The 13,445-nt window shown below is 62.3% G+C and carries 10 protein-coding genes; 5 read left to right on the forward strand and 5 right to left on the reverse strand.

The window, feature by feature from the left end; translation table 11 throughout:
* Window positions 1-56 precede the first annotated feature (56 nt).
* Entirely contained in the window at window positions 57-5,606 is a 5,550-nt protein-coding gene (locus tag OKA05_RS15430) for a LamG-like jellyroll fold domain-containing protein (protein WP_264488063.1), read from the forward strand.
* A 72-nt stretch (window positions 5,607-5,678) separates the two neighbouring features.
* Here the strand turns inward: OKA05_RS15430 and OKA05_RS15435 are convergent, their stop codons facing one another.
* Window positions 5,679-6,374 carry a hypothetical protein gene (locus OKA05_RS15435; protein ID WP_264488064.1) on the reverse strand — a complete coding sequence of 232 codons (696 nt, stop codon included), beginning with the start codon at window positions 6,372-6,374 and terminating at the stop codon, window positions 5,679-5,681.
* A gap of 172 nt (window positions 6,375-6,546) precedes the next feature.
* Entirely contained in the window at window positions 6,547-7,458 is a 912-nt protein-coding gene (locus OKA05_RS15440; protein ID WP_264488065.1) for an outer membrane protein assembly factor BamB family protein, read from the reverse strand.
* A gap of 156 nt (window positions 7,459-7,614) precedes the next feature.
* On the opposite strand from OKA05_RS15440, the gene OKA05_RS15445 reads away from it, so the two are divergent.
* Window positions 7,615-8,085, forward strand: coding sequence for an EF-hand domain-containing protein (locus OKA05_RS15445; RefSeq protein WP_264488066.1), 471 nt, complete (start codon window positions 7,615-7,617; stop codon window positions 8,083-8,085).
* On the opposite strand, the gene OKA05_RS15450 is transcribed toward OKA05_RS15445, so the two are convergent.
* Entirely contained in the window at window positions 8,086-8,589 is a 504-nt protein-coding gene (locus tag OKA05_RS15450; protein WP_264488067.1) for an SRPBCC family protein, read from the reverse strand.
* A gap of 180 nt (window positions 8,590-8,769) precedes the next feature.
* Complete coding sequence (locus tag OKA05_RS15455) at window positions 8,770-9,525, reverse strand: hypothetical protein (RefSeq protein ID WP_264488068.1); 756 nt, start codon at window positions 9,523-9,525, stop codon at window positions 8,770-8,772.
* 170 nt (window positions 9,526-9,695) lie between these two features.
* Between OKA05_RS15455 and OKA05_RS15460 the strand changes: the two genes are divergently transcribed.
* Together OKA05_RS15460 and OKA05_RS15465 are read left to right on the forward strand one after the other, a co-directional pair.
* On the forward strand, window positions 9,696-10,766 hold the full coding sequence (locus OKA05_RS15460; RefSeq protein WP_264488069.1) for a pyridoxal-phosphate-dependent aminotransferase family protein: 1,071 nt from the start codon (window positions 9,696-9,698) through the stop codon (window positions 10,764-10,766).
* Window positions 10,767-10,888: 122 nt separating this feature from the next.
* Window positions 10,889-11,572 carry a 3-keto-disaccharide hydrolase gene (locus OKA05_RS15465; RefSeq protein ID WP_264488070.1) on the forward strand — a complete coding sequence of 228 codons (684 nt, stop codon included), beginning with the start codon at window positions 10,889-10,891 and terminating at the stop codon, window positions 11,570-11,572.
* A gap of 180 nt (window positions 11,573-11,752) precedes the next feature.
* Here the strand turns inward: OKA05_RS15465 and OKA05_RS15470 are convergent, their stop codons facing one another.
* On the reverse strand, window positions 11,753-12,187 hold the full coding sequence (locus OKA05_RS15470) for a GNAT family N-acetyltransferase (protein WP_264488071.1): 435 nt from the start codon (window positions 12,185-12,187) through the stop codon (window positions 11,753-11,755).
* A 375-nt stretch (window positions 12,188-12,562) separates the two neighbouring features.
* On the opposite strand from OKA05_RS15470, the gene OKA05_RS15475 reads away from it, so the two are divergent.
* Window positions 12,563-13,255, forward strand: coding sequence for a 3-keto-disaccharide hydrolase (locus OKA05_RS15475; RefSeq protein ID WP_264488072.1), 693 nt, complete (start codon window positions 12,563-12,565; stop codon window positions 13,253-13,255).
* Window positions 13,256-13,445: the final 190 nt, after the last annotated feature.

A 13,445-nucleotide genomic window follows, 5' to 3' on the forward strand; every position in this document is an offset into this window, starting at 1 on the left:
TCCTGCTCCTTTTGCGCACCCCGGAGTGTCGCTCCATCTGTCCTTCGTCCTTCCGCATGAAATTCCCCGCCGTCCTTTGCTGCGCCGCCTTGTTGTGGACCGCAACGCTGCCTCTTGCCGCCCAGCAGCACGGGCTCACTACCCGACCTGACGTGGAGGCCTACTACGACGGCACCTTTCCCACCACGCCGCCCGCAGTGCCAGGAAACTGGTCCACGGTGATCGCATTCCCGAACCTGACCTTCCTCAATCCCGTCGGCCTCACCCCGATTCCGGGCACGAACAAGCTGATCGTGTGGGAGCGCGACGGGAAAATCTGGAGCTTTGACAATGACCCGGCGACCGCTGTGAAGACGCTGGTCATCGATCTGTCGGCCAATACCCAGGGGTGGGACGACTCCGGTCTGCTCGGAGTGGCCCTGCATCCCGACTTTGCCAACAACCGCCAGATGTGGATCTGGTATAACTGGCGCGGCGGCATCACCGGTGGCAGCGGCGACCTCGGCCCGGTCCTGGGCAATGCCGACAACCGGCCGCCCACCGCGACCCCGACCCGCAACCGCCTCTCTCGCTTCGTGCTCGATGTGGGTTTCCAGACTACCCAGGCGGGCGAGTATGTGGTGATCGACCAGAAGGACGCCAGCGTCTGGCATAATGGCGGCGGGATGTTCTTCCACCCGCAGAATGGCTTTCTCTACATCACCAATGGCGACGACCAGAACGCGGGACTGAATACCCAGATCATCGACCGCGCGCTTTTCTCCTGCGTGATCCGCATCGATGTCGACCAGCGCGGCGGCGCGATCAGCCATGCGCCCACCAAGCGGCCGCTGAATGAAGTCAGCCCGACTTGGCCGCGTTACTACGTGCCGAACGACAATCCCTTCGTCGGGCAGCCGAACGCGCTTGAGGAAATCTACGCGCTCGGCCTGCGCAGTCCGCACCGCATGACGATCGACCCGGTGACCGGGCGGATCTTCATCGGCGATGTCGGCAATGGTGCGCGCGAGGAAATCAGCGTGATCGAGCCGAATGACCCGCCCGGGCTTAATTTCCAGTGGAGCCGGATTGAAGGGAAGGGTGGGGAACTCACCGCGCCATTCATTGGCACCAGCAAGCCGCCGATCGTGGACTACGCGCATTCGGCGCAGGACGGCAGTTGCGTGGTCGGCGGCTACGTTTACCGCGGCACTCAGTTCCCCGAGCTCTACGGGAAGTATCTCTTCGGCGATAACATGAGCGGCATCGTCTGGTACCTCGATGAATCGGTCAGCCCGCCGGTGAAGGTCTTCTTGGCGACGCTGCCTGATGGCCCCGGGCCGAACTCCGGCAACGACTATCGTGGCTTGGGATCCTTCGGCCTGGATGCGAATGGCGAGCTTTACCTCTGCCGCCTGAGCAGCACCGAAGGCCGGATCTACAAGCTCCAGCGCGGTGGTCCGCCGCCGGGCTCGCCATTGCCGGCGACGCTCGGTGCCACCGGTTTATTCAGCAATCTCGCGACGCTGACGCCCGATGTACGATTGATCCCGTACCAACTGAATGCGCCCTTCTGGTCGGACAATGCGATCAAGTCCCGCTTCGCCGTGGTCCCGAACGGGACGACCGTCGGGTTCGAGCCGACCGGCGAGTGGAGCTTCCCGGCGGGCAGCGTGCTGGTGAAGCATTTCGACCTGCCGGTCAGCGATACCGATCCCAACGTGAAACGCCGGCTAGAGACGCGCGTGATCGTCAAGCAGGACGATGGCGAGGTCTATGGCGCGACCTACAAGTGGCGTGCCGACCAGAGTGATGCCGACTTGCTCGACGGTAGCCTGACCGAGAGCATCCCGATCGCCACCACGCCGATCGGCGCTCTAACAAGCCTGGACATCGGCAGTCCGGCCGTGGCGGGATCGACAGTCCGCAATGGCAACGTGATCACCATCACCGCCGGTGGCACCGACATCTGGGGAACCAGCGATCAGTTTCACTTCGCGCACCAGCAGCGCGCCGGCGACTTCGATGTGGCGGTGCGGATTGAGAGCGTGGTGCAGTCCGACCTCTATACAAAGACTGGCCTGATGGTTCGCGATTCGCTCGCGGCGAATGCCCGCCATGTGATGGCGCTGGCGTTCCCGAGCAATGCGGCGCGGAACAACAACACCGGCGGTTATGAGTTCCAATACCGTGCGACCACCGGCGGCGGTGCCACCGCGCTCTATCCGGCCGCGCCGCAGCCGCGCGTGAATTTCCCCGACACCTGGCTCCGCATGAAGCGCGAGGGCGACACCTTCATCGCGTTGTGGAGCTCGGATGGATTCACGTGGGCCGAGTATTCTCGGACCACGCTCGACTTGCCGGATCAGCTCTATTTCGGTCTCGCCGTCACGGCGCACACGGGAGCGGCCTCGACGGTGGCGAAGTTCCACGTCGATAGCCGCCGACAGCCGTGGTACTTCCCGAGTCGGCAGGATTGCATGCGCTGCCACACCCCGCAGACCGGCGGCGTGCTCGGGCCGAGCACGCGGCAGTTCAATCGCGAGATGCTGTTTCCGAATGGCGTCACCGACGAACAACTCAGCGCATGGAATCATGTGGGGCTCTTCGACGACGGTCCTGAGGATGCCGAGCTACCCGCACTGGAGAAGCTCCACCATCACAATGACACCAGCGCCTCGCTGCAAGATCGCGCCCGCTCGTATCTCGATGCGAACTGCTCGTACTGCCACCGTCCGAACGGCGTGCACGCGTTGTGGGATGCCCGTTCCCTGACGCCCTTCCCGGATCAGGGAATCTACTACGGCCCAATCCTTGACCCGCTTGGCAACCCCGATGCCCGCGTGGTGGTGCCGCAAAATCTGGCCGGCTCGATCCTCCACCACCGCCTCAGCATCACGGGCGCGAACCAGATGCCCCCGCTCGCGCGGAACCTCGTGGACAAGGAGGGCGTGGCCATGCTCGCGGCGTGGATCGATTCGCTGCCGGAGGAAACAGTCACGCCTCCCTCGGTCCTCGTGGCCAGCGCCGTCTCTAACACCCAGGTGGACCTGAGCTGGCAGGATCTCTCGGACAACGAGGCCGGCTTCTCGATCGAACGCTCGCTCGACGGTGTGAACTTCACCGCGCTCGCCATCGTGGGGCCGGGTGTGACGACGTTCAGCGACATCGCGGCCGAGCCGTTCCAGACGAACTCGTACCGGGTGCTGGCATTCGGCGAATACGTTTATTCTACGCCGTCTAACATCGCCTCCGCGCTGGCCAATGTCGGGCCGCCCGCGCCGGAAATCCGCATCACCGGCAACGGCGTCGCGATCTCTAACAATGACCTTGTTCCCGATCCGGCCGATGGCACCGACTTCGGGGTATTCACGCCGGGCTCCGGCAGCGTGACGCGGACCTTCACGATCCAGAATCTTGGCAATCTTCCCCTCAATCTCACCGGCACGCCGCGCGTCCGTCTCGAGGGTGCTGATGCCGGATCGTTCACCGTTTCCTCGCCGCCGCCGGCCAGCCTGGCGGGGCCGGGCAATGCGGCCGTTCAGATCGTGTTCACCCCGCTGGGCTACGGCACCAAGACGGCCACGGTGGTGATCGCCTCCAGTGATACTAGTGAGCCGGTGACCACCTTCGCGATCACCGGTGTCGCGCTCGATGACGGCATTGTCGCGTGGTGGCGCTTTGATGATGGCAGCGGCGGCACCGCGGTGGATGCGACCGGCTTCGGCCGCGATGGCACTTTGACCGCGCCGTTGCCGCAGTGGCAGGCCATTGGGCAGATCGATGGCTCGCTGCGCTTCACCGGCGAGGCCAACCAGAGCGTGACGGTGGCCAATCATCCGTCGCTCAACCCCACCGCCGCGATTTCGATCTCGGCGTGGGTCCATGCACCCGATTGGGCGAGTAACCGCCGCGTGTTGCAGAAGGGCAACACCGACACCCAGTACCGGCTTCTCATCGAGGGCGGCGAACTGGTCTGGCACATCGCCAATGTCGGCCGGTTGGAGACCACGCTGCCGCCGGTGAACCAGTGGTTTCACCTCGCCGCGACCTATGACGGCATCCGGATGCGCGTCTTTATCAATGGTGTGCAGACAGGGATCCTTGCTGCCACCGGTGCGATCCCGGTGACTGCGGATCCGCTTTATCTTGGCACCAAGACACCCGTGGCAATCGCCGGTGACCATCTCAATGGCTCGCTCGATGACGTCCGCATTTACAACCGCGCGCTGAAGGGCTCCGAGGTCGGAGTTCTCGCGGGCCTTGATCCAACCGACGGGCTGATCGGTTGGTGGAAGTTCGATGAAACGAGCGGCACCACCGCTGCCGATTCGAGTGGCTCGGGCTACACTGGCACGCTGACCGCGCCGCTGCCGCAGTGGCAGGCGAACGGCCGTCTCAATGGGGCATTGCGCTTCACGAGCGAGATCGGGCAAAGCGTGACGGTGACGAACGTCGCCGCTCTCAATCCCACGACCGGGATCTCCGCCAGCGCGTGGGTCCATGCCGTCGGGTGGAACGGCAACAACCGCATCCTGCAAAAGGGCAACACCGACAACCAGTATCGCCTGCTTGCCGAGGGCGGCGAGTTCGTGTGGGACATCGCCGGCGTCGGTCGCCTCGAGACGACGCTGCCGCCCGTCAACCAGTGGGTCCACGTCGCGAGCACCTATGACGGCGACCGCATGGTGCTCTACTTCGATGGGGTGGAAGTCGCATCGCTCGCCGCCACCGGCGCGGTGCCGGTGACCGCCAACCCACTTTACATCGGGACCAAGACCGCGGCCTCGGGAGCCCAGAACCATCTCAATGGACTGCTCGATCAAGTCCGCCTCTACGGGCGCGCGTTGAGCCCGGCCGAAGTCGCCCAACTTTCGCTGGAAGGCAACACCGTCTCGATCGCGGCCAGCGACGCGACTGCGCGGAAGGGGACTGGCGACACCGGTGTCTTCACCGTCAGCCGCACCGGCGTGACGACCTCGCCGCTGAGCGTGCCGCTGTTGCTCGGCGGCAACGCGGTGACCGGCTTGGACTTCACTCTCAATCCCGTGCTGGCGGGCTTCGCGATCCCAGCCGGCCAGAGTTCGGCGAACTTGCTCGTCCAGCCGATCGACTCCGCCACGGTCACCGGCCCCACGGCGGTCAATCTCTTGTTAGGCATTGTGCCGGGCTACCTAGCGGACAATGCCAGCGCCACCGTGACCATCCAGGACTCGCCGCTGAATGACTGGAAGATCGCGGCCTTCGGCAGCCTCGCCGCGGCCCAGGCTGCCGGTGCGGCCGATGATGCCGACAGCGATGCGGATGGCCTGGACACGCTGCTGGAAGCAGCTCTCGGCGGCAGTCCCACGGTGCCCGACATCGCCCGCCTGCCGGTCGAGGAGATTGAACTCGTGGATGGGCAGCTTTACCTCACCGCCACCTACGTCCGTCCGAAGCCGGCACTCGCCGGCATCTCTTATGTCCATCGTAGTTCACTGGCACTCGATGATTGGCAAGCCGCTGTGGTTGTTACGGGCTATCCGCTCGATAATGGCGACGGCACCGAAACGGTGAAGACCCGCACGGCCGTGCCCATTGGGGATCAGCCGAAGCAGTTCTTGAAATTGGAGATCACAAGGCCGTGACCATTTCCGTAGGCGCGGTAGTGACACCGCGGAACGGTTCCCTCAAGCAGGCAGTCCCGGTGCCTCAGATTCCTAGGGAACGCGGTGCCGCGGGCACATCATTTCCAGAATAATCACCGACGGGAAAATCGCCATAAGTCCGTAGCCTCCGCACATTCCGATAATAATGGCCCACTTCGGCGGGGACTCCCACCACGGGGCAAAACCAACGAATGATCCCGGCAAGCTCAGTTCAGATCCCAGATAGGGATCTTCCGTCAAAAGCCACTCCCTGTCGTTTTCAAGTTGTTCGCTCTCATCGATGAAGGGGATGTCGCTCCTGTAGATCAGGTCGCGCTTGGATTCCGCCGCCTTGACGGCCAATCGAATCTCGGCGGCACGCGCATCGATCTTCTCCAGCCACTCCCCGACATGTTTCGCCCGAATCCGTGGCACCACTTTTTTGGCAGCTTCCTCAAAGGATTCAGACAGTCTCTCTCGACCTGATGGCGAATGGTGCGTGAAGAGCATTTGGATTGCTCCCGACCCTCCTGAAGAATCGAGGAATTCCACCTTGATCCGTTGGCGAAGCCACCATTTCGGCGTTTTGAAGATGCTGCCATTCCGGTCGAGTTGCCGCTGGATTTCGATCAATGTGCCATCACTTTCCAATTCCGAGCGCAGCTCCGTTAGAAACGGATTCAGATCCACTCCCCGGGGCAGCGTGCCGGCATCGAAAGCGACTTGATCAGTCTCGTTTGCCTTCAGGAATCCGAAGACGAGCACCACCCCTGTCAACAAGCCAATCAACGGCCCGATCCAAAACAACGCTCTCCATCGCCATATCAAACGAGCAGGCAACCACCGGCGGGGATCCGAGCGCACTTTTGGACCTTCGCTTGGCAAGCCTAACTGAGGCAAGGACAAATGGGGGAGAGGGAAAGCGCCGGGCGACAACCGATCACGGCTTCACCACCACCGTGTTCGACACATCATTCCCGAATTGCTCGAAGCCATCGAGCTGCCAGACGACCTTCTTCGTCGTCGGCTCTATTTCGATCAGGATCGGCTGGCCGGGGCCGGCGTGGCAGTTGCCGATTACGTAGTTGCCGTTCGGGAGGACCTGCAGGGTGGTCACCCATGCTAGCGTGATGCCGGGCAGGTCCTTTTGCTCGATCTTCCAAACGATCTCCTTTGCCGGAGTGACCTCGAGCACCGAGTGGCCGTTACCGGTGGTCAGCAGGGTGTTGCCATTCTTGAGGCGCAGGGCGCTGAAGGTGCTGTTACCGAAGGCCTCGGGGCCGTGGCCGCCCTTGGCTTCCTTGCCGAACATCGGCACTGGGAAATCCCACACGACCTTGCCGTCGGCATCGTACTCGCGCACAGCTCCGTCGCCTTCCTGACAGACGAGGTAGTGGCCGTTCTCCAGCTTGCGGGCGAGGCGGGTGTCGCGGTGGGCGTCGGGATGATCGCGCTTCAGGGGAATCTCCTTCAGCAGCTTGCCGTCCTTGTCCACCTCGATGATCCGGCCGACGCCGCTCTCGGCGATCATCAGGTTTCCGTCCTTGAGCGGCTGGAAGGCGTGGACTTCGAGCCGCTTGCCGTCGTTGCCGTTGGACTTGGTCGAATCGTAGCTCCAGACGACCTTCTTTTCCGCGGGGTCGATCGCGCAGACCTCGCGCATGTCCTTCTGGACGTAGATCTTGCCGTCGTCGCCGCGGTGCAGGTCGTGGATGCCGCCCCACGGCATTTCCCACGCGATGACACCGTCGCGCCAGAGGACGAGCTTACCCTTGCCGTGGAGCAGGACATCGCGGGCATCGGCTACGGAGGCGGCGACAAGGAGGACAGCGAGAGCGGAACGGAGGATCATGATCGGGCAGGGTTTTCCCGGAGAGGGAGGCGCACTCAAACGCGGTTGCCAAATCAAATCTTGCGGGCGATGACGCCGTTCCGACCCGTTAGACCACGTTTCTTGACGAAGGAAAAGGGTGTGCTTATTTAAGACACCTAAAGTATCTTCACCGACATGCACCTGCTGAAACTCCTACCGCTCGCCGTTCTTTCCACCCTCGCCCTCGCTCCCACCGCGTCTGCCGCCGCCAATGGCTCGCTCGATCGCCGCTTCGAGAAAGCCGACCTCAACGACGACAGCTCGCTCGATTCCACGGAATTCCTTGCCCTTGAGCCACGTAGCAAGGCTTGGGTGGATGCCATGCACCGCTTCAACGCGGCCGATATGGACGACGACGATCTCCTCTCGCTCACCGAGTTCCGCGCTTCGAATGGTGGCAAGGAAGGCGGCAAGCCAAGCAAGTCGGAGAAATTCTTCCTGGCCGATGCGGATGAGAGCGGCTCCCTCGACCCCGAGGAATTTGCCCGCACGATCGCGCAGGCCAAGCCGTGGCGGAAGGTGCTGCGCGAGTTCGGCCGCAAGGACCGCGACGACAGTTCGTTTGTCACCCCGCAGGAATTCGGGGTGGCCATCGGGACGCTCTGATCACGCCATGCGGCCGAAACGCCGCTCCAGCTCGGTCCGGCGGAAGCGGAAGATTCCTTCCAGCTTCCGTCGCACGAACATCGCGTGGGCGATCGATCCCAGCGGGCCGAAAGGCAGCGCGTAGTGGATCAGATCGGTCATTTTCGTACCGCCTTCGGTTGCCTCGAAGGTGTGCCGGTGGTGCCAGAACTTGTAGGGGCCGAAGCGCTGCTCATCGATGAAGCTGCGCCCGTCGTCGACAGCCTTGATCTCTGTGACCCACGGAATCCACACCAGCGGTGCGATTTTCACGCGGTATTCGATAATCTGCCCCTCGTGCATCGTTTCCGCCGGGCAGTGCACGATGCGGAAGCCGAGATCGGGCGGGGTGATCTCATCCAGGTTTCGAGGTGTGGCGAAGAAATCCCACGCTTGAGAGAGCGTGATCGGGAGTAATTGTTCTTGGAGGAGCGAGTGGAGCATGGGCGGCGCAGCCTCGCACTGGAGCTGCTGCTTGCAATCCATGCTTGGGCCGAGCGGAATTTCCCAAGAATTCCTCCTGCCGGCTGGCGCGGACGTAGAAAAGCTTTCGTAGGCGTGGTGGCGACACCTCGGAGTGGTCCTCCGAAAGCGGGCAGTCCCGGTGCTTCCGCATGGTCACCCATGCGCCTACGGCGTCCGGAAGACCGCGGAAGCGGTGACAATTCACTGGAGCGCGTCTTGATCGGAATCCTTCGCTGCCGATCCCAGGAGTTCCCGGATCCCGGGGTTCCCGCTGACGCTCTTATCGTCGCGGAGATAGGCGCCGATCTTGCCCAAGAGAGACCAGAGACCGGAAGCACCGGGGTTGCTGGTTCCGCTGGCTGCCGGTGCCGCGGCTTCGGAGACCACGAGTTCGATCTTGGTCTCCGCGGTGTTGTTCACCAACTCCGCGTGCAAATCCGCGGTGCCGCGGAGCACCAGACCGCTGAAACCGGCACCTCCGATGGCGCCTTCATAGTCGATCAGCGTATAGGTGCCTGCCGTGATCCCGCCATTTTCGGCGATCTCGATGACGTGGGTATCCACCGCGGTGATCCCCACCCAAAGGCCGTCGGCCTCGCTCACGGTGATCTGTTCGACACTTCCCGCGCCGATCCGGAAGGAGGACACTTTGCCCTCCGCCAACTGCGCGGAAGAAACGGAGCTGTGCTCTTCGGAGTGCAAGCTATCCACCAATGGTGGCATGATCTCCGGGCTCGCTTCCGAACCAGCTTGATCCCTGGCGCTTGCGTCACCGTTCAGGACCGCCAGCGCCACGGCGAAAGGATCGCTTGGCTCCTCCGGCGATGCGGGACCTTCCGCTGCTACAATCGCGGCGGAAGAGGTGTCGCCGGTCACGGGCACTTCAAGTTCACGGGAGTCGGCGTGAACTACTGAAATGGCAGCCCAGTAGGTCATGAAAAGTGTGATTCTGCTCATATATGTGACAATTCTTACCTTGGGCTTGGCGTTCCAGTGCAGCTCCGGTGCCACACCACCCTAAAAATTCAGAAATTCCGAATGAGGCGCTCCAAGCGAATGCGGGAGAGGCTGAAGGGAACACGCTTCGCCCTTGGCGATCCGGCATCTGCACCTATTTTCCCCGCGCCATGTCCTCGCCCAAATTGTTCAGCCCCGGCCCGATCGACGTTTCGCCCGAGACCTTCGCGGCGATGTCTCGCACCATGATCGGTCACCGCGGCTCCGAGTTCGAAGCCCTCTACGCCTCGCTCCAGCCGGGCCTCCAGGCCATTTTCGGCACTTCCCGCCCGGTTTTCGTTTCCACCTCCTCCGCCTGGGGCGTGATGGAGGGTGCCTTGCGCAATCTCGCCCGCAAGAAGGTCCTCAGCCTTTGCTGCGGTGCCTTCTCCGACAAGTGGCTCGATGTGGCCAAGAAGTGCGGCTACGATGCCGACTCGGTGCAGGTCGAGTGGGGCCAGCAGATCGATCCCGAGGTCGTCCGCTCTAAGCTCGCAGAAGGCGGCTTCGACACGGTCACTTTCATCCACAGCGAGACCTCCACCGGCGTGCTCAATGACCTCGCCGCGATCTCGAAAGTGGTGAAGTCCTTCCCGGAGACCATGCTGATCGTGGACACGGTGTCCTCGCTTTCCACCGTGCCGGTGGACATGGATGCGAACGGCATCGACGTGATGCTCGCCGGTGTGCAGAAGGCGCTCGCGTTGCCGCCCGGCCTCTGCGTCTTCGCGGTCTCCGAAGCGGGCATGGAGCGCGCCAAGGGCACGCCGAACCGCGGCTACTACTTCGACTTCGTCGAGTTCGCGAAGAATGCCGCGCTCAACAACACGCCGTCCACTCCGGCGATCTCGATCCTCTACGGGCTGCAGTTCATCCTCGGCGAGATCGAGAAGGAAGGCATCGAGGCCCGCTTCGCCCGCCACGCGAAGACCAATGCGATGATCCACGCCTGGGGTGCCAAGCGCGGCTTCGAGCACTTCGCGCCGGAAGGTTTCCGCTCCACCGCGCTGACCTGCTTCAAGACGCCCGAGGGCTTCGACCTGTCCGGCTTCATCAAGGCGCTCAAGACGAAGCACAACTTCCTGATCAACGGCGGCTACGGGAAGATCAAGGGCACCACCTTCCGCATCTCCAACATGGGCAACGAAACGGAAGCCACCATGCAGGAGTTGATCGATGCGATGGAGGACGTGCTGGGTTGAGACTCGCTAACAGATCGCCAGTATTTGAGGAGGGGGGACACTCGTGTCCCCCTTTCTTCGTTCTGTGACATGCTACTCATTCGAGTGCTTTCCGATTCGTTTCGATCTGGCATGGTAGCGCCGTGAAATCCGCATCCTTGTTGCCGCTTGTGGCCATGGTCTCCTTGGTCGCGACCGCCCCTCTTTCCGCCGAGCCTTCCAGTCCCTATCCTGGCTGTACGAAGGTTTTCAACGGCAAGGACTTCGAGGGCTGGATCGCCGACCCTTCTACCTGGAGCATCGTCGACGGCGCCATGCGCGGCACCGGTGGCACCTCGCGGCTCGCCTACACCAAGGCTGACTACGGTAGCTTCCGTCTGATCTTCACGTCGCGGATGAATCCCATCAACAACGATCACCTCGGCATCTTGTTCTGGGGCGACCGGCCGCAGGATCCGGCCAAGCCGAAGATCGACAATGCCGGCTGGCTCCAGTTCATGCCGCCGCACGGCGCGATGTGGGACTACCATCCGCCGAAGCATCGCAATCTCCCCCATGAGACGCTCGCGATAGGGCCGCGCGACTTCGAGGCGTGGCACGTCACCGAGATGCTCTGCGACTTGGAGAAGGGCACCCTACGCGCTGCAGTCGATGGCGTGGAAATCGTCCACTACCAGCACCCGACGCCCGCCGAGCGGAAGGATCCGGAGAAGCGCATTATCGCCGGACCGATCGGCATGTTCCGCCACGGCGGCGGAGCTTCGGAATACAAGGACATCTACGTCGAAGCCGATCCGAAGGAAGACAAGCTGATCACGGTGAAGTGATCAGCTTTATTCGCAGTGCAACGACTGCGTCGTTCCGGCTGGGCTGGGCACTAACAGGAAATCGCGAGTCCGATTTTTCCGGCGGACTGCACCCCGCCGGAACGACGAAGTCGTTCCGCTACGAAAGAGTCCAGGATTCCATCGGGCCAATAGGGAGGGGACGCATTCCTCTCGCCTCGATCACTTCACTGCTTTCCCGAAATCCTTACGTAAGTGATAGTGGAGGTGTCCTGGCGGGAAGCCGGGCAGCTCGGCGAAGACCTCGTAGCCGTGCGCCTCGTAAAAGCCACGGGCTTGGAAATCGAAGGTGCCGAGCCAGGATCCCGTGCAGCCTCTTTCTACGGCCATCTCCTCCGCGGCGAGCAACAACCGCCGGCCAAGGCCTTGGCCGCGGTGCTCGGTCGCGACCCATAGGCCGTCGATCATCAGCCACTGCCACATGGTGGCGCCGTAGAGGCCGCCGATGACGGTGCCGTCGTCATCCTCCAGTGCCAGCGTCACCGGCACCCAGTCCCGGGGGCCGGTCTCTGCGGGATCTGCCTCGCGGATGCCCTTGCGCACGAGGGCTGACAGATCGGATCCGACCGCGGGGGAATGCAAGCGATGGGAACTCATCGCGCAATCTATGGCAGCCGGAGCGGATCCGTGCCAGCGCCAGCTTGAAGCGAGTGTTCGTGAGGATTATTCACAAGTTATGAACGGCGCTTTGGCCTTTTGCTGAGAGCTTCAGAGAGCCATCGCCTGGAATTGTTCACAATGCATTGTCCATGAAACGGCTGCTTGGAGCAATGGTTTGTATGAGTCTAGTGAGGCGCTTGAGAGCTGTTGAGGTGAGTGGCGGGAGCGACAGGCCGACGCGTGCTCCGCCGGACGGGCGCACATCGACAGGAATGTCGATGCCCCTTTTTGGCTCTGCACCGTGCGATGCCATGTCGGAGAATGACGCACTCGCCCTAAACCCGGAGTGTGCTAGGGTCGTTAGTCTCACCGATGAAATCCATCCTGCTCCTGCTCGCCATGGCTGTGCCCGCGTTCTCCGCTCCGAATGCCCTGACTCCCGAAGAAAAGCGCGAGGGCTTCAAGTTGCTCTTCGACGGGAAGTCGCTGAAGGGCTGGCGGACTTACAAAGAAAAGGCCCCCAAGGACCAGTGGAAGGTCGAGGACGGCGCGATCGTGCTGACTTCCGGCGGCGGCGGCGACTTGATCACGGAGGACGAGTTCGCGGATTTCGATTTCCGCTGCGAGTGGAAGATCGCGAAGCAGGGGAACTCCGGGATTATGTGGCGCTCGACCGAAGAGCACCAGTATCCGTGGGTCAGCGGCCCGGAGTATCAGATCCTGGATTCCTTCAAGCAGGAGGGCCACAAGTACACCCACGAGACCAACAAGGGCAACATCGCCGGTGGCTTCTATGACATCATCCCAGCCAAAGAAGAGTGGTCGAAGCCGGTGGGTGAGTGGAACGAGACCCGGATCCTGGTGAAGGGCAGCAAGGTGAAGCTTTTCCTCAATGGCAACGTGACGGCCGATGTGGATACGACCACGGATGAGTTCAAGGCACTACTCGCCAAGTCCAAGTTCAATGGCTGGGAACACTTCAACAAGGCGGCGAAAGGCCACATCGTTTTCCAGGACCACGGCGACAAGGTGGAGTTCCGCTCGATCCGGCTGAAGAAGCTGTGAGAGAAGAAATCATCAATCACCAATCTCTCAATCACCAATCAGAGTGCCTGAAGAGGCAGGACTGCTGACGCGAAGGCGCGGAGTTTAGCGGTAGGGTGGCCCAGTGGGGGAGGGGAAATCACCAATCTCTCAATCACCTGTCAGAGTGCCTAAAGAGGCAGGACCGCTGACGCCAATTGCGGAGGTCTGC

The sequence above is a fragment of the Luteolibacter arcticus genome, assembly GCF_025950235.1.
Taxonomy (GTDB): domain Bacteria; phylum Verrucomicrobiota; class Verrucomicrobiia; order Verrucomicrobiales; family Akkermansiaceae; genus Haloferula; species Haloferula arctica.